This is a genomic window from Notoacmeibacter ruber, from assembly GCF_003668555.1.
Classification (GTDB): Bacteria; Pseudomonadota; Alphaproteobacteria; order Rhizobiales; family Rhizobiaceae; genus Notoacmeibacter; species Notoacmeibacter ruber.
On record NZ_RCWN01000001.1, the window covers coordinates 323,886 to 343,131 of the forward strand.

General features: G+C 60.7%; 17 protein-coding genes. 4 read left to right on the plus strand and 13 right to left on the minus strand.

Annotated features, from left to right (window positions below; genetic code table 11):
• Nucleotides 1-111: 111 nt before the first annotated feature.
• The 7 genes from D8780_RS01625 to D8780_RS01655 form a co-directional block, all read right to left on the minus strand.
• On the minus strand, nucleotides 112-975 hold the full coding sequence (locus D8780_RS01625) for an ABC transporter permease (RefSeq protein ID WP_121644071.1): 864 nt from the start codon (nucleotides 973-975) through the stop codon (nucleotides 112-114).
• Nucleotides 972-1,865 (minus strand): ABC transporter permease, encoded by an 894-nt coding sequence (locus tag D8780_RS01630; RefSeq protein ID WP_121644072.1) that lies wholly within the window; start codon nucleotides 1,863-1,865, stop codon nucleotides 972-974. The genes D8780_RS01625 and D8780_RS01630 overlap by 4 nt, the downstream gene beginning before the upstream one ends.
• Nucleotides 1,866-1,874: 9 nt before the next feature.
• Complete coding sequence (locus D8780_RS01635) at nucleotides 1,875-2,684, minus strand: ABC transporter ATP-binding protein (protein WP_121644073.1); 810 nt, start codon at nucleotides 2,682-2,684, stop codon at nucleotides 1,875-1,877.
• Nucleotides 2,681-3,103, minus strand: coding sequence for a VOC family protein (locus D8780_RS01640; RefSeq protein ID WP_121644074.1), 423 nt, complete (start codon nucleotides 3,101-3,103; stop codon nucleotides 2,681-2,683). The genes D8780_RS01635 and D8780_RS01640 overlap by 4 nt, the downstream gene beginning before the upstream one ends.
• A gap of 57 nt (nucleotides 3,104-3,160) precedes the next feature.
• Nucleotides 3,161-3,751, minus strand: a complete 591-nt coding sequence (locus tag D8780_RS01645; RefSeq protein ID WP_121644075.1) for an endonuclease domain-containing protein — start codon at nucleotides 3,749-3,751, stop codon at nucleotides 3,161-3,163.
• Complete coding sequence (hydA, locus tag D8780_RS01650) at nucleotides 3,688-5,151, minus strand: dihydropyrimidinase (RefSeq protein WP_121644076.1); 1,464 nt, start codon at nucleotides 5,149-5,151, stop codon at nucleotides 3,688-3,690. The genes D8780_RS01645 and hydA overlap by 64 nt, the downstream gene beginning before the upstream one ends.
• Nucleotides 5,152-5,425: 274 nt before the next feature.
• On the minus strand, nucleotides 5,426-6,673 hold the full coding sequence (locus tag D8780_RS01655; protein WP_121644077.1) for a Zn-dependent hydrolase: 1,248 nt from the start codon (nucleotides 6,671-6,673) through the stop codon (nucleotides 5,426-5,428).
• 165 nt (nucleotides 6,674-6,838) lie between these two features.
• Here D8780_RS01655 and D8780_RS01660 point away from each other — a divergent pair, with 165 nt between their 5' ends.
• The 3 genes from D8780_RS01660 (at nucleotide 6,839) to D8780_RS01675 (ending at nucleotide 10,318) form a co-directional block, all read left to right on the plus strand.
• Nucleotides 6,839-7,483 (plus strand): TetR family transcriptional regulator C-terminal domain-containing protein, encoded by a 645-nt coding sequence (locus D8780_RS01660; RefSeq protein WP_121644078.1) that lies wholly within the window; start codon nucleotides 6,839-6,841, stop codon nucleotides 7,481-7,483.
• 171 nt (nucleotides 7,484-7,654) lie between these two features.
• A complete protein-coding gene (locus D8780_RS01665; protein ID WP_158598410.1) occupies nucleotides 7,655-8,896 on the plus strand; it encodes a GGDEF domain-containing protein in 1,242 nt (413 codons plus the stop codon).
• A gap of 339 nt (nucleotides 8,897-9,235) precedes the next feature.
• Complete coding sequence (locus tag D8780_RS01675) at nucleotides 9,236-10,318, plus strand: cytochrome-c peroxidase (protein ID WP_121644081.1); 1,083 nt, start codon at nucleotides 9,236-9,238, stop codon at nucleotides 10,316-10,318.
• 83 nt (nucleotides 10,319-10,401) lie between these two features.
• Here the strand turns inward: D8780_RS01675 and preA are convergent, their stop codons facing one another.
• The 3 genes from preA to D8780_RS01690 form a co-directional block, all read right to left on the minus strand.
• Nucleotides 10,402-11,739: an NAD-dependent dihydropyrimidine dehydrogenase subunit PreA gene (gene preA, locus D8780_RS01680; protein ID WP_121644082.1), complete on the minus strand. Its 1,338-nt coding sequence runs from the start codon at nucleotides 11,737-11,739 to the stop codon at nucleotides 10,402-10,404.
• 15 nt (nucleotides 11,740-11,754) lie between these two features.
• A complete protein-coding gene (locus D8780_RS01685) occupies nucleotides 11,755-13,113 on the minus strand; it encodes an NAD(P)-dependent oxidoreductase (RefSeq protein ID WP_121644083.1) in 1,359 nt (452 codons plus the stop codon).
• A 191-nt stretch (nucleotides 13,114-13,304) separates the two neighbouring features.
• Nucleotides 13,305-14,690 (minus strand): aminotransferase family protein, encoded by a 1,386-nt coding sequence (locus tag D8780_RS01690; RefSeq protein ID WP_121644084.1) that lies wholly within the window; start codon nucleotides 14,688-14,690, stop codon nucleotides 13,305-13,307.
• 287 nt (nucleotides 14,691-14,977) lie between these two features.
• On the opposite strand from D8780_RS01690, the gene D8780_RS01695 reads away from it, so the two are divergent.
• Nucleotides 14,978-16,519 (plus strand): SulP family inorganic anion transporter, encoded by a 1,542-nt coding sequence (locus tag D8780_RS01695; RefSeq protein WP_245412365.1) that lies wholly within the window; start codon nucleotides 14,978-14,980, stop codon nucleotides 16,517-16,519.
• Between the two features lie 7 nt (nucleotides 16,520-16,526).
• On the opposite strand, the gene D8780_RS01700 is transcribed toward D8780_RS01695, so the two are convergent.
• Genes D8780_RS01700 through D8780_RS01710 form a run of 3 tightly spaced genes read right to left on the minus strand, consistent with a single transcriptional unit; the run spans nucleotide 16,527 to nucleotide 19,173 of the window.
• Entirely contained in the window at nucleotides 16,527-17,054 is a 528-nt protein-coding gene (locus D8780_RS01700; protein ID WP_121644086.1) for a gamma carbonic anhydrase family protein, read from the minus strand.
• Complete coding sequence (locus D8780_RS01705; RefSeq protein ID WP_121644087.1) at nucleotides 17,051-17,485, minus strand: GlcG/HbpS family heme-binding protein; 435 nt, start codon at nucleotides 17,483-17,485, stop codon at nucleotides 17,051-17,053. Before D8780_RS01705 ends, D8780_RS01700 begins: the two co-directional genes overlap by 4 nt.
• 17 nt (nucleotides 17,486-17,502) lie before the next feature.
• A complete protein-coding gene (locus D8780_RS01710) occupies nucleotides 17,503-19,173 on the minus strand; it encodes an FMN-binding glutamate synthase family protein (RefSeq protein WP_121644088.1) in 1,671 nt (556 codons plus the stop codon).
• Nucleotides 19,174-19,246: the final 73 nt, after the last annotated feature.

Sequence of the window (19,246 nt, forward strand, 5' to 3'; positions counted from 1 at the left end):
CTGCGGCGCTGATCGCTCCAAGAAGTGCCTGTTTCATATGCAAATTCTCCCTGTGCTTGTTTTCTGGACTTTAACGTGGTCCGATGGGCAGCGCCAGTAGCGAATGGTTTTTCAGCCGCTCCTGTTGGACGGGTGCCAGAATGTGATCGAACGCTCGGCCAGCGCCAGCAATCCATAGGAGAGCGAGCCGGCGAGCGCGGCGACGAAGATCTCGGCCCAGACCATGTCTACATTCATTCGGCCGACCTCGGTTGAAATCCGAAAACCCATACCGACGATCGGCGTGCCGAAGAATTCGGCCACGATCGCGCCGATTAGCGCCAGCGTGGAATTGATCTTCAGCGCATTGAAGATGAAGGGCATGGCGGCGGGCAGGCGCAGCGAGAAAAGCGTTTGCCAGTAAGAGGCGGCGTAGGTGGCCATCAGGTCGCGCTCCATGCGGCCTGCGGCTGTCAGCCCCGCCAGCGTATTTACCAGCATGGGGAAGAAGGTCATGACGACCACCACGGCCGCCTTGGATGGCCAGTCGAAACCGAACCACATGACCATGATCGGCGCGATCCCGATGATCGGCAGCGCGGAAACCAGATTGCCGACAGGGAGTAACCCGGCCCGCAAAAAGGGAGAGCGGTCGACGAGAATGGCGACGACGAAGCCGGAGCCGCAGCCGATCGCATAGCCGGCAATCACCGCCTTGAGATAGGTCTGCTGGAAATCGGCCCAGAGCGTCGGCACCGATGTGGTGATCTGGTCCCAGATCATGCTGGGCGGCGGCAGGATCACGGTCGGCACGCCGAATCCGCGTGTCAGGCCTTCCCAGAGCGCCAGAAGGCCGATGCCGAACAGGATCGGGATTAAAAGGTCGATGGAGCGTTTCGCGCCGCCCTTCGCCTCGATGCGCGACAGGCCGAGATTGGCCGCGAAGGTCAGGACCCAGGTGATAAGGCCGGTCCAGAGGAGGGCTGTCTGGCTCATGAGCGCACCCCCATGCAGGCCGTGACGGCCCGCGATGCGATATCGATCAGGATGACCAGAATGGCGGCGAGGATTGCCGCCGTCATCAGGGCGCTCCAGATCTGCACCGTCTGGCCGTAATAGGAGCCGGCGAGAAGGCGCGCGCCAAGTCCGGCAATAGCGCCGGTCGGCAGTTCGCCGATAATCGCGCCGACAAGGCTCGTCGCGACGCCGACCTTCATGGAGGTGAAGAGAAACGGCATGGCGGCAGGCAGACGCAGCTTTAGAAGCGTCTGCAACCGGCTGGCATTATAGGTGCGCATCAGGTCCAGATGCATCGCGTCCGGCGAGCGGAGGCCCTTCACCATACCGACCGCGACGGGAAAGAACGACAGATACATCGAGATGAAGGCCTTCGGGAAAAGCCCGGTGATGCCCTGGCTGGCGAAGATGACGATGATCATCGGCGCGATGGCGAGGATCGGGATGGTCTGCGAGGTGATGATCCACGGCATCAGGCTGCGGTCGAGCACGCGCGAATGGACGATGCCGATGGCGAGCACGATTCCGAGCGCCGTGCCGAGCACGAAGCCGAGCAAGGTGGAGGATAGCGTGATGCCGGAATGGTAGAGGAGGCTGCGCTTGGAGGTTGGCGCGATCTCGACGATCGTCTTCCACATCTCAGCCGCGACCTGATGCGGCGCGGGCAGCACCGGTCGCCGTTGGCTCATCGTCTGCGCGACCATTTTCGAAAAGGAGAGGTCGGTGCCGCCGCGCGCCGCGGCATCGTAGGCGAAGGCCGAATTGAGCCAGACCGCGCCGAGATACCAGAGGACGAGAATGCCCAGCACCACCGCGATGACGGGCAGGGCGCGCACGCGCAGAAGAGTGACGAATGCTCCGAGCCTCATATGCGCGCCTCACTCATCATAGGCGTGGCCGGCTCTGAGCCCGTCGCGGACGCGTTGGGCAATGGCGAGGAACTCCGGCGTCTCGCGAATGTCGAGGGGGCGCTCCTCGCCGAGGTTGCAATCGATGACTTCATGGATGCGACCGGGCCGCGGGCTCATCACCACGATGCGGGTGGAGAGGAAGACGGCCTCCGGAATGGAGTGCGTCACGAAGACCACGGTCTTTTTCGTGCGCGCCCAGAGCTTCAGAAGCTGCTCGTTGAGGTGATCGCGGACGATCTCGTCCAGCGCGCCGAAGGGCTCGTCCATCAGCAGCATGTCCGGCTGGACGGCCAGGGCGCGCGCAATGGAGGCGCGCTGCTGCATGCCGCCGGACAATTGCCAGGGAAACTTTTTGCCGAACCCCTTCAGGTCGACCAGTTCGAGGTTTTCTGCGATGCGCCGTTCGCGCTCGGCCTTGTCGATGCCCATCACTTCAAGCGGTAGGGCGATATTCTTGGCGATAGTCCGCCATGGAAAGAGCGCCGAGTGCTGGAAAACGTAGCCATAAGCGCGATTTTCTCGCGCTTCCTTGGGTGTCATGCCCTCGACCGAGATCGTGCCGCCCGTCGGCTGTTCAAGATCCGCAATCACGCGGAGGAGGGTGGTCTTGCCGCAGCCTGAGGGGCCGATCAGCGAAACGAACTCGCCCTTTCTTATTGTCAGGTCGATATTCGACAGGGCATGAACCGGCGCGTCGGACGTCTGAAAGACAAGATCGAGGTCGTGTGTCTCAATCACGGCTTCGGAGGTGTGGGCCGGGGCAGTCGCAATATTCATTCCAGGCCCCACAGTTTTGGCTCGGCGAATTCGACCGAATTGCCGGCAGGGTCGCGCACATAGACGGAACGCGCGCCGTTCGGCCAGCGAAAGTCGGATTCGATTGCAATACCGCCTATCTCGAGGTGTTCCACCCAGCGATCGAGCGTCTCGCCATTCGCAGAGAAGCAGATATGTCCCGGACCCTTCGCCCCATGCGGCGGCACCGGCAGGCCGCCCGGTTTCTCCGGCTGCCGCGTGGCGTCGGCGATGAAGCAAAGAACGATCGTCGTGCCGCACCGGAAGAAGACATGTCGGCCCTCTGCCGCAGTCATCTCCTTCAGGCCGAGTAACTCCCCGTAAAAGCGCCGCGCAGCCTCGATATCGTCGATATAGACCGCCGCTTCGAGAACGCCGTTGAGAGCGGGTGTTTCATTCATGCGATATCAGCCTCCTTATCCAAAGAAGACGATCAGTCGTCGAAGATTTTGCAACTGTCATGGCCGCATCCCCTCTCCGCCTCGCTGCACTCGGCACCTCTCCCCACCGGGGAGAGGGTGGGCAGGCGCATGGAAATCGCTTGGTGGCAAACGTTTGTCGAGTGCGGCAAGGATCGTATTCAAGACTACAGTGCGTTGTCTTAGCACTTCCTCATTCCAGAATCGCAGGACAGAGTAACCATTCCTATTGAGCCAGTCCGTGCGAACTGCATCGCGGGTGCTTTCGGCATGCTGGCTGCCATCGACTTCCACGATCAACCGCTCCTTTCGGCAAACGAAATCGGCAATGTATCGTCCGAGTGGAACCTGCCGGCTGAAGCGATAGCCATTCAATCGCTCTTTGCGAAGTTCGGTCCAGAGCCAAGCTTCCGCATCGGTCGGCTTCTTGCGCATTGTCCGGGCGCGTTTCAATGCGCCGGTTGGCTTGACTCGCGACGGGTGCGGTTTGCTCCACCCTCGCCCCTTTGGGGAGAGGTGCCGCGCGGAGCGTGGCGGAGAGGGGGAATTGTTCTCGACCAACGCCCTCACACCCCGCTCGCCGGAATGCCGCTGCGCTCGACCTTGCGCGGGGCGACGAGATCCTTCCATGTCGAGAGCGCCTTGTTGACCGCCTGATACGGCTCACGCTTGACGAACTGGCCGTGCCCTTCCTCGGTCTTCACCGCGCCATCGTCGATGACGACTTTGCCGCGGGTGAGCACGTAGCGCGGCAAGCCTTTGACCTTCTTGCCTTCGAAAACGTTGTAGTCGATCGACGATTGCTGGCCGTCGGCCGAAATCGTCTTTTCCTTCTCCGGATCGAAGACGACGATATCGGCATCCGCGCCGACAAGAATCGCGCCCTTTCGCGGATAGATGTTCAGAATCTTGGCGATATTGGTCGAGGTGACGGCGACGAACTCATTCGGCGTCAGACGGCCTGTGCCGACACCATAGGTCCAGAGCATCGGTAGCCGATCTTCCAGACCGCCCGTGCCGTTCGGAATCTTGGTGAAATCGCCGACGCCGGTGCGCTTCTGCTCGGTGGTGAAGGCGCAGTGATCCGTCGCGACGACCGAGAGCGAGCCGGATTGCAGCCCCGCCCAGAGCGAATCCTGATGCATCTTGTTGCGGAAGGGGGGCGACATGACGCGCCGCGCCGAATGGTCCCAGTCCTCGTTGAAATATTCGCCCTCATCCAGCGTCAGATGCTGGATCAGCGGCTCGCCATAGACGCGCATGCCCTTCTGCCGGGCGCGGCGGATCGCTTCGTGCGACTGTTCGCAGGAGGTGTGAACGACATAGAGCGGCACGCCCGCCATGTCGGCGATCATGATGGCGCGGTTGGTCGCTTCGCCCTCGACCTCGGGCGGGCGCGAATAGGCATGGCCTTCGGGCCCGTCATTGCCCTCGGCCAGCAGCTTCTGCTGCAGCGTCGCGACCACGTCGCCATTCTCGGCATGGACAAGCGGCAGCGCACCGAGCGAAGCGCAGCGCGTGAAGGATGCGAACATCTCGTCATCATTCACCATCAGCGCGCCCTTATAGGCCATGAAGTGCTTGAAAGTGTTGATGCCGTGGTCCTTCACCACGGTTTCCATCTCGTCCCACACCTGCTTGTCCCACCAGGTGATGGCCATGTGGAAGGAATAGTCGCAATTGGCGCGGGTGGACTTGTTGTCCCAGCGCTTCAGCGCGTCGAGCAGCGACTGGCCCGGATCGGGCAGGCAGAAATCAACCACCATGGTGGTGCCGCCGGCAAGGCCGGCGCGCGTGCCGCTCTCGAAATCGTCGCTCGAATAGGTGCCCATGAACGGCATTTCGAGATGGACGTGTGGGTCAATGCCGCCCGGCATGACATAGCAGCCGCTCGCATCCAGTTCGGTCGCGCCATCGGCGGAGAGGTTCTGCCCGATCTCGGCAATTTTGCCGTTCTCGATCCGGACATCGGCCTTGTAGGTCAGATCGGCCGTGACGACCGTGCCGTTGCGAATAAGTGTGGTGGTCATAGCTTTTCCAATCGTCCATCGTCGTGCTCAATGGCGAGCCCGGAATTAAGTATTGCGGTACGCTCTCCAGTTTTGGTTCCGATCGCCGCAACCCTTACTCCACCTCCAGAAGTCTTTTTTAGCCATGCCGCAGCGTCTTCGACTCTGGCAAACTTGACTGCGTTCGCATCAAGGTTTTTACGGCCGCCTGGTGGGAAGCATTTATAGGCAGGAAATCTATCGCTCTTGCCCTGCGATGGCTTGGCTTCTCGTCCCGTGGGCAAATGAAATATTCTCACCCCACCACCTCGGCCGTCTCCACAACCGCATGCAGCAGCACGTCCGCGCCGGCTTGCGCCCATTCCTTCGAAATCTCCTCGGCCTCATTGTGCGAAAGGCCGTCAACGCAGGGGCACATCACCATGGCGGTGGGGTAGAGCTTGTTGATCCAGCAGGCGTCATGGCCCGCGCCGGAGATGATGTCGCGGTGTGAATAGCCGAGCGCCTCGGCCCCGTTGCGTATGGCGATGACGCAGCCTTCGTCGAAGGTGACGGGGTCGAAGTGACCGGCGACCTCGATCTCGATGCCGAGGCCCAGATCGTCCGCAATGCCCGGTGCTTCGGCTTCTAGCCGGGCTTTCATCCCGTCGAGCTTTTCCTGCTCCGGGGAGCGGAAATCGATGGTGAAGACCGCCTTGCCGGGGATAACGTTGCGGCTATTGGGATAAACATTGGCCTGACCGATCGCGCCCACCGCCCCCGGCTGATTATCCATCGCAATCTTGTGGACAAGCTCGGTGATCCGCGCCATGCCAAGCCCGGCATTGACGCGCATGTCCATCGGCGTCGAGCCGGTATGCGCGTCCTTGCCGGTCAGTGTCACCTGTAGCCACCAGAGGCCTTGCCCGTGAGTGACGACGCCGATCTGCTTGCCTTCGGCCTCCAGGATCGGGCCCTGCTCGATATGCAGCTCGAAGAAGGCGTGCATCTTGCGCTCGCCGACCGTCTCATCGCCCTTCCAGCCGATGCGCTCCAATTCGTCGCCGAAACGTTTGCCGTCCGCATCCTCGCGGTCATAGGCCCAGTCGCGCTCATGTTCGCCGGCAAAGACGCCCGAGGCCAGCATCGCCGGCGCGAAGCGCGTGCCTTCCTCATTCGTCCAGTTGGTGACAACGATCGGGTGTTTCGTCTTGATGTTGAGATCGTTCAGCGTCCGCACAACTTCCAGCGCGCCGAGCACGCCGAGGACGCCGTCATAGCGCCCGCCGGTTGGCTGCGTATCGAGGTGGCTGCCGACATAGACGGGCAGGGCATCGGGATCGGTGCCTTCGCGCCGGGCGAACATATTGCCCATCTCGTCGATGCCCATTGAAAGCCCGGCTGCATCGCACCAGTCCTGGAAAAGCTCGCGGCCTTTTGCATCCTCGTCGGTCAAGGTCTGGCGATTGCTGCCGCCGGCAACGCCGGGGCCGATCTTTGCCATTTCATGGATCGAGTCCCAGAGCCGGTCCGCATCGATCCGCATGTTGGACTGCTGGCTCATGGCGCTTTTCCCCCTGACTTCTGACTGTGACACCAAACTTGACTGTTTGGTCAAAATCGGAGGCTATGGAATGAGGCAGACCCGGTCAAGCGTTTCCTGCATCATACATAGGCAGTAGTTTGCATTGCACAATTTGCGCGCAAACTTGAGGGAGGACTGTAAGTTTTGACGCAAGGAAAACGCTCAGCGCCGGAGGGAGAAAGTCAGACTCGTATCCAGAGCCAGAACCGGCAGGTGATCCTCCGCGCTGCGCGCGAGGTCTTCGCCCTTCACGGGCTTCGCGGTGCAAGGCTGGATGAGATCGCTGCGCGGGCGAAAATGAGCAAGCCGAACCTTCTCTATTATTTCGGACGCAAGCAGGACATGTATGTCGCCGTACTGGAAGAGGTTCTGAGAGACTGGCTGATGCCGCTCGATGCGCTGAACCCGGATGGCGAACCGGTGGAAGAGCTAGGTCGCTATATCACGGCAAAAATGGCGCTCTCCGCCGAGCAGCCGGACGCCTCCCGCCTGTTCGCCGGCGAAATTCTGGCGGGCGCGCCTCACATTCGCGGGTTTCTCGAGCGGGACCTGCGGCAATTGGTGGAGCGCAAGGCGGGAACAATTCGTCGATGGGTGGAGGAGGGGCGGTTGGCACCGGTCGATCCCTATCATCTGATCTTCACCATATGGGCCACCACGCAGCACTATGCGGATTTCGACGTGCAAATCCGCGCTGTGCTGGGCCGTCAGGTCAGCGACCCGGCTTTTCACGAACGGGCCGCGCAGGCCGTCCTCGATGTTATCCTGAAGGGCGTCGCACCGCGTTGAGCGGCCTGCCAGGTCAGTTCACGCGTTTCAGCCCTCGCATCATCCCGTCGTTCCGCCGCCGGTCGCGGCACTATTCGGGGAATGGATCAATTCGCAATATGCAATTTAACGCAATCGAAAGTGGCATGGCCCATCATCGGCAACCGGGCAATTTGCAGGGGCAAGGACGCAGTGAATAGTCTGCATGGTGCACCGCCGAAGATAACGGTGGGCGATCAGCGTTATCGTCTGGATCGGTGGCTGCGTCTGCCTCAATCGGTCGTGCCGCAATTCGAGAAGGAATATGGCGCCGAGCGCGTGGCCCATCTGCGCAAGACGGTTCTGCTCGGGCTGCTGCTCTATAATTGCTATAATCTGGTCGACCACATTCTGCTGCCGGATATCGGCTGGATCGCGCCGGCCTTGCGGTCGCTTGTTCTGACATCCGCGGGGTTTCTGATTTTTTTGACGGCTGGGCACGTCGACGCGGTCTGGCGGGAACGCTCGGTCCTTTTCGGCTGTATCGTCGGCGTCGTCATCATCGTCGCATTATTCAGCGTGAGTACCGCGCCCGATTCCATTCACACGATAGGGGAGGTGGGGCTGGCGGTCATTTTCGCCAATATGGTGGCGGTTCTGCGCTTTCCGCACGCTGTGGTTTACACCGCGATCGCTTTTCTCTCCTCCTGTGCAGCATTCTTCATTAGGCAGGATATTCCCTCCGGTCTATCTCTCGCCCTTTTGCTCCAGGTGTTTACGGCCTGCGCCTATTCTCTTTACGGGAATTACCTTTCCGAGCGGCGTCGCGCGCTCGACTACCTCATGACTCTCTCCGCGAAACAGCGGGCGGAGCGCGCCGAGACGGAGGGGCTCAAGCTGCGCGATCTCGCCAGGAGGGACGCGCTGACAGGATTGCCCAATCGTCGCGCGCTCGACGACACGTTCCGTGATTGGTTTCAAGGTCCAGACCCCGTCACGATCATGATGGTCGATCTGGATCATTTCAAAGAGTTCAATGACCGCTTCGGTCATCAGGCCGGCGATGAGTGCCTCAGGCAGATCGGCCAGGTCCTGCAGGCCGCGACCTCAGATGAGGGAATGTTTGCTGCCCGCTATGGCGGAGAAGAGTTCGCCGTCGTCATTCGCAATGTCGAGCGCAACGCCGCGCAACGCTTCGCGCACGCCCTCGTCTGCGCGGTGGAATCCATGGCAATCGAGCATCCTTGCGGTCCAGGCGGTGTCGTGACGGTCAGCGTTGGGCTCGCATTCCGCGACAAAAACGACAGCGTCGCTGAAGTGCTCGCTGCTGCGGACCGGGCGCTCTATTGGGCGAAATACCGTGGGCGGAACCGCTTCGAGATCACCTCCGAGCCCGTCGTTTTCGAAGAAGCCGTTGTGCAAGGCCGTGCCATTCGCGATGCCCTGACCGGTTAGGCAGGATCCTACGGCGCTTCCTTCGCGACGCCCGACCTTGCTCCTATCAAAACCGGTCCTCGGCAGCCGTCGCCTGCTCCAGTTTAAAGCTGCGAATGCATTTCTTGACACTCAAGGAATACTTTATCTTTTCGGGGAAATATTCAATCTTCGGTGGCACGGATTTCTCTTTATCTACCGAATGGCCGAAAAATATTCGTTGACGGGCGGCAATATACCTTTTCCGCTTGATCGGGATCAAATCCTCTTTCGGGCGCTCAATTAGTTTAAGGCTGGCGGGCTTATCGTGTCCGTCCGATGCAGGCTCGATGCCTGCTGCACAGCTTGAAGAGCATCAAAATGAAGTCCTTCACTAAAGCTATTCTCACAACCTCAGCCTTGCTGCTGGTCTATGGGAGCGCCGCGAGGGCAGACGCGTTGCGCGATACCGCGATGGATTATTTCCAGCCGGTGCCGGCAACCACTCCGGCGCAAGTCGACAACCCTGTCACTCCGGAAAAGGTTGAACTGGGCAAGGCCCTGTTTTTCGATCCGCGTGTCTCTGCCTCCGGGGTTTTTTCATGTAACTCCTGCCACAACCTGGCGACGGGCGGCGACGATAACCTTGAAACCTCCATCGGCCACGGTTGGCAGAAGGGCCCCCGAAACTCCCCGACCGCCCTCAATGCTGTCTTCAATGGAGCGCAGTTCTGGGATGGCCGGGCCGAAGACCTGAAAGCACAGGCCAAGGGTCCGGTTCAGGCTGGTGTCGAAATGGCCAATACGCCGGAAAACGTCACGGCGATGCTGAAATCGATGCCGCAATATGTCGAATGGTTCGACGCATCCTTCCCGGATAGCGATGACACCATCACGTTCGACAATTTTGCCAAGGCGATTGAGGCTTTCGAAGCTACCTTGATCACGCCGGCGCCTTTCGATGCGTTTCTGAACGGCGATGATGCCGCTCTGAACGAGGAGGAGCGGGCTGGTCTGGAACTCTTCATGGATAAGGGGTGTGCCTCGTGCCACGCCGGCGTCAATGTCGGCGGTCAGGACTACTATCCGTTCGGCCTTATCGAGAAGCCCGGTGCGGATATCCTACCGGCTGGCGACAAGGGCCGGTTCGCAGTGACCGAGACGGTCGATGACGAATACGTCTTCCGTGCCGCTCCGCTTCGCAATGTCGCACTGACCGCGCCCTATTTCCATTCCGGCAAGGTGTGGGATCTCAAGACAGCGGTCGAAATCATGGCCGAGTCTCAGCTGGGTGAGGAAATCACCGACGAGGAAGCCACCAAGATTGTGGCATTCCTGAATTCGCTGACGGGCGAGATGCCGGAAGTCGTCTATCCGGTCCTGCCCGCCGAGACGGCAGAGACGCCACGGCCCTCAGGCGATGTCCTTGTCGAGGACGGCAACCAGCAGAAGCTGGAAGATTAAGCCTGCTATCTCGCGGACTGAAGAGAGCCGCGGGATCAAAAGAAAGCGCCGGCCCGTCAGGGCCGGCGCGTTTGTCTGGTCGGTTACTCCGCCGCATTCGGCGTAAATTGCACCGCTTCCCCGCTCGTCTTGGCGGACGGGTTGTTAGGGTGGGTCGTCCAGTTGGCGTAGCCGTCATTGGCTGGTTTGCCGGTGCGCGGATCGATGCCTGATATCTGCTCCATCGAAATGCAGTTCTCCACCGGGCAGACATTGACGCACAGATTGCAACCGACACACTCCTCGTCGATCACCTCGAAATGGCGGACGCCATCGACCATGTGAGTGATCGCCTGATGCGAGGTGTCTTCACAGGCGATGTGGCAGCGGCCGCATTTGATGCAGAGGTCCTGGTCGATCTTGGCTTTGGTAACGTATTTGAGGTTGAGATACTGCCAGTCCGTGACGTTCGGGACGGCGCGGCCGCGGAAGTCTTCGATCGAGGCGTAACCCTTCTCGTCCATATAGTTGGAAAGGCCCGCTATCATCTCTTGCACGATATGGAAGCCATAGGTCATGGCGGCCGTACAGACCTGAACCGTTCCGCATCCAAGAGCGATGAACTCCGCCGCATCGCGCCATGTGGTGATGCCACCTATGCCCGAGATCGGCAAACCCTGCGTTTCGGGGTTGCGGGCGATTTCCGAGACCATCGACAGCGCGATGGGCTTCACCGCAGGCCCGCAATAGCCGCCATGGCTGCCCTTGCCATCGATGGTGGGCTGCGGCGCGAAATCGTCCAGATCGATCGCGGTGATCGAATTGATCGTATTGATGAGGCTGACGGCGTCCGCGCCGCCGCGTTTGGCGGCTTCGGCCGGTTTGCGGATGTCGGTAATGTTCGGCGTCAGCTTCACGATGACTGGCAGGTCGGTGTTTTCCTTGCACCAGCGCGCGACCATCTCAATATATTCGGGCACCTGTCCAACGGCCGAGCCCATGCCGCGCTCGCTCATTCCGTGAGGGCAGCCGAAATTGAGCTCGATGCCATCGCAGCCAGTCTCCTCAACGCGCTTCAGGATCGCCTTCCACGCCGCTTCTTCGCATGGCACCATGAGAGACGCGATAATCACCCGATCCGGCCATTTCTTCTTCGTCTCGGTCATCTCCCGCAGATTCACCTCCAGATCCCGGTCGGTGATGAGCTCGATATTGTTGAGGCCGAGAAGCCGGCGGTCGCCGCCGTGAATGGCGCCGTAGCGCGGGCCGTTTACATTGACGACTGGCGGGCCGGCCTCGCCAAGCGTCTTCCAGACAACACCGCCCCATCCCGCTTCGAAAGCGCGCTCGACATTATATTGCTTGTCTGTCGGCGGAGCGGAGGCGAGCCAGAACGGATTGGGCGACTGGATGCCGAGAAAATTGGTAGAGATGTCAGCCATGATATTGTCTCTCCTTCACGCGCCGAGGGCTGCGTTGATGCTTTCGGCGGCGATCTTGCCATCCTCTACTGCAACGACCGTCAGGTCTTCGCCCCCAGCCACGCAATCGCCGCCGGCCCAGACCTTGGCCATGGAGGTCCTGCGTTCGCCGTCGACTGCGATGCGGCCGCTCTCAAGTGTCAACGCGGCACCTTCGGCGGCCACGCCATCGGGCATGAAGCTCTGGCCGATGGCCTTGAAGATCTGGTCTGCTTCCATCGTGACCTCTTCACCCGTCGCGACGAGCTTGCCGTTACCGTCGGACGCCGTCTTCTCGAAAGTAATACCGGTGACGTGGCCCTCTTCGGCCAGAATGCGCTTCGGCTGCAGATTATAGCGAAGCTGGACGCCTCGTGTGGCCGCGATCTCCTGCTCATATTCGGAGGCGCTCATGGCATCCTTGCCGCGCCGATATGCAATGGTCACGTCCTCGGCACCAAGATTTTTGGCCTGAACCGCGGCATCGACCGCCGTCATGCCGCCGCCGATGACAACGACCTTTTCTCCGACCGGCACCTGCGTCATATCGGTCGTCTGGCGCAGGTCGGCGATCCAGCCCACCGCGTCGGACGATCCTTCGCTGGTTGCGCCTTCGGCTGTCAGCGCGTTGACGCCCGCAAGGCCCATGCCGAGAAAAACGGCATCGTAGTCCGCGGCCAGATCTTTCAGGTGGATGTCGCGGCCCAGCGCCTTGCCGGCGTCGATCGTGATGCCGCCGATGCCGAGTAGCCATTCCACCTCGGCCTGGGCGATATTGTTCGTCGCCTTGTAGGCTGCGATGCCGTATTCGTTGAGGCCGCCTGGCTTTTGCCTGGCCTCGAACACGGTGACAGTGTGGCCGTGGGTGGCCAGCCGGTGCGCACAGGAGAGGCCCGCAGGCCCCGCACCGACCACCGCGATCCGTTTGCCGGTCTCAGCCGCGCGGCTGAACGGATGTTCAGTCGTCGTTTCCATCAGATGGTCGGTGGCATATCGCTGAAGCATTCCGATCCGGACCGGCTTCTCTTCGGCGACCTCGCGCACACAGACCTCTTCGCAAAGCGTCTCTGTCGGGCAGACCCGTGCGCACATCGCGCCGAAAATATTGGCGCTGAAGATCGTCTTCGCCGCGCCCTTCGGATTGTCGGCCGCGATTTCGCGAATGAAAAGCGGAATGTCGATGCTTGTCGGGCAGGCCGTCATGCACGGCGCATCGTAGCAGAAATAGCAGCGATCGGCTTCGACGGCCGCTTCGTGCGCGGTCAGTGGCGCATGGAGATCGCGAAAGTTCTCGCGCAATCGCTCGGGCGGCAGGCGTCCGCCCGAAATGGTGTTGCCACGACGCTCGACGCTCATGAAGACCCCCTTATCTTGATCGCTTCCATCGGGGGTAGCTTCGCATTTTTTACCAGAAGGTCAAATTCTTTCTGCGTATATTTTGTTCATGCCTATTTTGTGAGCACAACACTCAGGTCTTAACTCATTATGGCGGCATGAAAAAAGGCGGCCGAAGCCGCCTCTGGTATTTGCGCTCATCTTGCGCGATTTCAGCCGAAAACCCGGCCGAGCGCGCCATCGACCGCCTCTGTGATCGCATCGATATCGCTTTCAGTGGCAATCAGAGCCGGACTGAAAAGGAGGGCGCAGTTCATTCCGTTTTCCAAGGATCGGTTTTGCGCGCCGATAATGACACCCTGTTCCATGCAGTCAGCGGCGACTGCTTTCACCTTGGCTTCAGGTACCGGGTCTTTCGTCTGCCGGTCGGCGACAAGTTCCGCCCCGCAGAAAAGGCCCTTGCCACGCACATCGCCGACGACTTCATGCTTTTCCATGAGGGACTGAAGATTGCCGAGCAGCCTTTCTCCCATCTTGGTCGTGTTGCTGAGCAGGCCCTCCTCTTCGACGATCCGCATGTTTTCGAGCGCGGCGGCGGGGCCGGACGTGCAGCCGCCAAAGGTGGAGATGTCGCGAAAGAAGCTCATGGGATCGTCCGGATCGTCCTTGAACTGATCGAAGATCGCCTCTGTCGTGACGGTACAGGAAATCGCGGCGTAGCCGGAGGCGACGCCCTTGGCCATCGTCACGAAATCCGGCTTCACGCCGTAATGCTGGTAGCCGAACCATTCTCCGGTTCGGCCGACACCGCAGACGACCTCGTCGATATGGAGAAGGATGTCGTACTTTTCGCAAATCTGCTGGACGCGTTCCCAATAGCCGGCAGGGGGGACGATGACCCCGCCGCCCGCCGTTATGGGCTCCAGACAGAGGCCGCCCACCGTATCGGGGCCTTCACGCAGAATGACCTCTTCAATCGCATCGGCAGCGCGCTCGCCGTAGTTCTCGATCTCACCCCATTGGCTGCGATATTCCATGCAGTGCGGTACTTCGACAAAGCCGGGAAGGAACGGGCCATATTGCGCATTGCGCTGGGCCTGTCCCCCGGCCGAAAGCGCGCCGAATGTTGTGCCGTGGTAATCACGCTCGCGGTAGAGGATCTTCCATTTCCTGCCGCCATGCTTCCGGTGCGCGATCTGGCGGATCATCTTGAAGGCCTTTTCATTGGCCTCGGAGCCCGAGTTCGAATAGTAGACCCGGCTCATGCCTGGCATCTTCTCGATCAGCTTTTCGGCGAACAGCGCGCCGGGCACCGAACCGGCTGCGCCGGCATAATAGTTGAGCTTCAGCAACTGGTCACGGATCACGTCGGCCATGCTTTCGCGGCCATAGCCAATGTTGACGGTCCATACCCCGCCGGACACGGCGTCAAGATGCTCCTTGCCGGTGGCATCCCAGATCTTCATGCCCTTTCCCTCGACCATCACTTTGGGGTCGGAGGTCTCATAAGGCTTGTGCTGGGTCAGATGGTGCCAGACATGGACGCGGTCGGCTTCGACCACATTGCTGATATCATTGGCTGCGAAGGGATGGTTCATGACGGTTCTTTCCTGCCGCGCGATTCAACCACCACGCTAGTGCCGGCAAGAAGACGATGCAACGCCATTGCATGGGTCCGCTCAACCGCCGGGCGCAGCAATTAGGGTGCCGCCGCGATGTGCTGAGCGCATGGCAGTATCCAGCCGAAGATGTTGCAGAGAGCCGTTTGTCGCGCTAAACCGGTTCAAATCCCATAATCGATCTCAATTTCGGAGCACGCCTCGTGGCAAAGTCGATGCTCGCAACACTTGTTGCGCGACCCTCCTTCCTCAAACGCGCGCCGCAGATGGCAGAGCTCAATCCCTTCCTGCTTGGCCGCGAAACGCTGGCCGGCCTGACCGTTGCGCTCGCTCTGGTGCCGGAGGCGGTGGCGTTTGCGTTCGTCGCCGGCGTTGCGCCGCTCGTCGGCCTCTATGCCGCGTTCATCGTCGGCTTGGTCACGGCGCTGTTCGGCGGTCGCCCCGGCATGATTTCCGGCGCGACGGGCGCGCTGGCCGTCGTCATGGTCTCGCTCGTCAGTGAGCACGGGGTGGAATATCTCTTCGCCACCGTCGTTCTGATGGGCATTCTGCAGATTCTTGCCGGCGTCTTTCGTCTCGGCAAGTTCATCCGTCTGGTGCCGACGCCCGTCATGCTCGGTTTCGTGAATGGGCTGGCGATCGTCATCGGACTTGCGCAGCTCGGCCAGTTCCGCACGGCCGAGGCCAATGGCGGCCATGCCTGGATGCAGGGTGGCGAGTTGGCCATCATGTTGGGTCTCGTCGCCCTGACGATGGCGCTCATCTGGTTCGTTCCGAAGCTCAAGGTGCCGGTCCCCGCGCCGCTGGCCGGCATCGCAGTGGTCGCGCTCCTCGTCATCGGTCTCGGACTGGATACGCCGCGGGTCGGGGACCTGGCCTCAATCGAGGGTGGCTTGCCTGCCTTTCACCTTCCGCTTGTTCCTCTGAACTGGGAAACCTTCACGATCATCGCGCCTTACGCAGTGATCTTGGCCGCGATCGGCCTTATCGAGTCGCTTTTGACGCTCAATCTGGTGGGCGAGATCGTCGATGAGAGAGGCGGCGCTTCGCAGGAGTGTCTGGCTCAGGGCGCGGCCAACACCATCACCGGCTTCTTCGGCGGAATGGGCGGTTGCGCCATGATCGGCCAGTCGATGATCAATGTGCGATCGGGCGGACGCACACGGCTCTCGGGCCTGTCGGCCGCACTTTTTCTTCTGAGCTTCATCCTGTTTGCCGCGCCTCTTATCGAGATGATTCCACTGGCTGCGCTCGTCGGAGTGATGTTCATGGTGGTTATCGGCACTTTCGCTTGGCGGTCGATCCTCATCATGCGCAAGATCCCGTTGGCGGACAGCTTCGTGATCGTTCTGGTCACGGCCGTCACAGTCGCCACCGACCTTGCTGCCGCAGTTGTTGTGGGCGTGATCGTTTCCGCGCTCGTCTATGCCTGGAATAATGCCAGGCGGATCCATGCACGGACGCGCGTAGAGGGCGGCCGGAAGATCTATGCCGTCGACGGGCCGCTCTTCTTCGGCTCGACCGATGGTTTCATCGAACTGTTCGACCCGAATGAAGATCCCGAGGAAATCATCATCGATTTCGCGGATTCGCGCGTGGTGGATCAGTCGGCATTGCAGGCGATCGAGGATATTGCAGGCAAGTACGAGCAACGCGGCAAACGGGTCAGCCTGCGCCACTTGTCGCATGACTGTCATCGGCTGCTCAATCGGGCAGGACAGCTTGTCGTGGAAGAGGATGACGATCCGGATTACGGACTCGCCGTGGATTATGGGGTGCGCACCGGTTCACTGTCCGGCGCGCACTGATCCCTTTTCAGTCGAGCGGCTCGAGATCCTTGAGAAATCGGGCCGCATTCTGGACGTAGGTCTCGGCGCTCATGCGCAGCGCCGAGATCGCGCCTTCATCAAGCTGGCGAATGACTTTGCCGGGCGCGCCGACGACAAGGCTCCCATCGGGTATTTCCTTGCCTTCGGTGATGAGCGCGCCTGCGCCGATGAGACAGTTCTTGCCGATCCTGGCGCGATTGAGAACGATCGCGCCCATTCCGATCAGCGAATTTTCTCCGATGGTGCAGCCATGAATGATCGCCTTGTGGCCGATGGTGCAGCCTTCGCCGATTGTCACGGGGGCACCGGGGTCGGTATGGATCATGGTGAGATCCTGAATATTCGTCCGTGCACCGATGGTGATCGGCTCATTGTCGCCGCGTAGCACCGCATTGAACCATATGCCGCTTTGCGCGCCGAGAATGACCTTGCCCATCACCCGCGCGCCTGGCGCCACGAAAACGCTCTCGTCGGCGAGTTCCGGGCGGTGCTCGCCAAGGCGATAGAGGCTCATTCGGAATAGCCTTTCTTTTCCATCAAATGCTTGATGCCGGCTTCGGCGCACTGACGGTCCTGCGCGGGTGTTCCCGAAGAAATGCCGATGCCCCCGACCACGGCGCCATCCACTTTGACCGGCAGACCGCCGCCAAAGACCATCAGGCGGCCGCCGATAGCCGAGAAAATTCCGTAAGCCGGTGCGCCCGGCTGGCTGGCCTCGCCATATTCATGCGTCGCCTTCTGCGCGCCCGAGGCCGTGAAGCTCTTGTCGACAGCGATCGTGATGGAGGTGACCTTGCCGCCATCCATGCGTTTGAAGGCGAGCAGGTTACCGCTCTCATCGGTGATGGCGATGCACATCGGCACGCCGATCGCATCGGCCTCCGCGGCGGCGCCTTCGATCAGCAACTGCGCGTCGCCAGAGTCCAGTCTTTGAATGGTTCGCATATTTCCCTCCTTCTTTGTCAGGCCGCCGAGTGCGCCTGTCTGACCGCATTGATCTGCGATAATGGTATCTCTTCCGCCGGACGGAACGTATCCGCGCTGGCCGCTTGCCAGTGGCGCTCATAGATCGTCTCACCCGGATCATCGATCAGCACGTTCTCCTTCAGGAAAACGAAGGCCGAATCGTAGGTATCGGCCTCCAATGCTTCGGGCCTCAAGGAGACATGGTGGGGCATCAGGTCGCGCGGGTGCTCCAGTCCGGCGGCAGCCGTTATCTCAGAAAGCGCGTGCAACGTCTCACGATGAAACGATGCTGCGCGCTTGCCTTGGATTTCAGGAACGAGGCCCCGCTGCCGCCACTTGTTCTGGGTGGTGATGCCAGTCGGACACGTATCGGTGTCGCAGCGCTGCGCCTGAATGCATCCGATCGAGAACATGAAAGCCCGGGCGGCGTTGCACCAGTCGGCGCCGATTGCCATGTGCTCGGCCATCGACCAGCCGGAATAGATCTTGCCGCTGGCTGCCAGGCGGACCTTGTCACGAAGCCCGGCCCCGACCAGGGCGTTGCGCATATGAATCAGCCCGTCGCGGAGCGGCATGCCGACATGGTTGGACAGTTCCAGCGGCGCGGCGCCGGTGCCTCCTTCCGCCCCATCGACCACGATGAAATCCAGGTAGATACCGCTTTTGCGCATCGCCTTCATGATAGCGAAAATCTCGTGAAGCTGGCCGACGCAAAGCTTGATGCCGACCGGCTTGCCTCCCGACAATTCCCGCATCTTCGCAGCGAATTCCATCATCTCCATCGGAGTGGAGAAGGCGCTGTGGCCGCGTGGTGACAGGCAGTCCTGGCCGACATCCACCTGACGGACGCTCGCAATTTCTTCTGTGACCTTTGCGCCCGGCAGCATCCCGCCATGGCCCGGCTTGGCGCCTTGCGACAGCTTGATCTCGGTCATCCGGATCTGGTCGGCTTGAGCAGTATCGGAGAACTTGCCGGCATCGAAGTGCCCGCTTCTGTCGCGTGCACCGAAATATCCGGAGCCGATTTCCCAGACAAGGTCGCCGCCATGCTTGCGGTGATAGGGCGATACACCCCCTTCGCCGGTATCGTGATAGAAATCACCTTCCGCCGCACCCCAGTTCAGCGCTTCGACAGCGCGAGCGGAGAGTGAGCCAAAACTCATGGCGGAGATATTGAGAATAGAAGCGCTGTAAGGTTTCGAGCATTGCTCGCCGCCTATCTCCACGCGCGGATGATGTTCGGGCGTACCGGCCGGCACGATGGAGTGATCGAGCCAGGCATAGCCCGCTTTTCCGACTTCCAGTTCCGTTCCAAACGGCATGGTGCCGCCGCGACCTTTGGCGCGGGCATAGACCAGATTGCGGGCCTGCACGGAATACGGCGTATCCTCCAGATCACCCTCGACGATATAGGCACGCAGATAGGGCCGAAGATCATAGGCAAGCCAACGAATGCGCGCCGCAATCGGATAATTGCGCGTCATCGTATGCCGCTCCTGAAAGACGTCGTAGATGCCGATCAGCACACCAATCGCACAGGGAATGAAAGCGAAGAGCCACCAGGGCGAGTGATCGAGGGACAGCCATCCGAACCCAACGCAACCGATGATCGCAGCCACAAGAACGATATATCTCTTGATCAGATCGGCGATATCCGCTCGTTTCATCGGGTCCGTTCATCCTTTCAGTCTTGTGGTCCGCTGCACATAGAGCGGCCGGGCCCGGTGCCCATCTGCGGCT

Coding starts and splice junctions, on each gene's coding strand:
- D8780_RS01695 (WP_245412365.1), top strand. CDS start 14,978: ATGGCAGAGCTCAATCCCTTCCTGCTTGGCCGCGAAACGCTGGCCGGC.
- D8780_RS01645 (WP_121644075.1), bottom strand. CDS start 3,751: ATGGAAGGATCTCGTCGCCCCGCGCAAGGTCGAGCGCAGCGGCATTCC.
- D8780_RS01640 (WP_121644074.1), bottom strand. CDS start 3,103: ATGAATGAAACACCCGCTCTCAACGGCGTTCTCGAAGCGGCGGTCTAT.
- D8780_RS01635 (WP_121644073.1), bottom strand. CDS start 2,684: ATGAATATTGCGACTGCCCCGGCCCACACCTCCGAAGCCGTGATTGAG.
- D8780_RS01625 (WP_121644071.1), bottom strand. CDS start 975: ATGAGCCAGACAGCCCTCCTCTGGACCGGCCTTATCACCTGGGTCCTG.
- D8780_RS01675 (WP_121644081.1), top strand. CDS start 9,236: ATGAAGTCCTTCACTAAAGCTATTCTCACAACCTCAGCCTTGCTGCTG.
- D8780_RS01655 (WP_121644077.1), bottom strand. CDS start 6,673: ATGAGCCAGCAGTCCAACATGCGGATCGATGCGGACCGGCTCTGGGAC.
- D8780_RS01630 (WP_121644072.1), bottom strand. CDS start 1,865: ATGAGGCTCGGAGCATTCGTCACTCTTCTGCGCGTGCGCGCCCTGCCC.
- hydA (WP_121644076.1), bottom strand. CDS start 5,151: ATGACCACCACACTTATTCGCAACGGCACGGTCGTCACGGCCGATCTG.
- D8780_RS01685 (WP_121644083.1), bottom strand. CDS start 13,113: ATGAGCGTCGAGCGTCGTGGCAACACCATTTCGGGCGGACGCCTGCCG.
- D8780_RS01710 (WP_121644088.1), bottom strand. CDS start 19,173: ATGAAACGAGCGGATATCGCCGATCTGATCAAGAGATATATCGTTCTT.
- D8780_RS01700 (WP_121644086.1), bottom strand. CDS start 17,054: ATGAGCCTCTATCGCCTTGGCGAGCACCGCCCGGAACTCGCCGACGAG.
- D8780_RS01705 (WP_121644087.1), bottom strand. CDS start 17,485: ATGCGAACCATTCAAAGACTGGACTCTGGCGACGCGCAGTTGCTGATC.
- D8780_RS01690 (WP_121644084.1), bottom strand. CDS start 14,690: ATGAACCATCCCTTCGCAGCCAATGATATCAGCAATGTGGTCGAAGCC.
- preA (WP_121644082.1), bottom strand. CDS start 11,739: ATGGCTGACATCTCTACCAATTTTCTCGGCATCCAGTCGCCCAATCCG.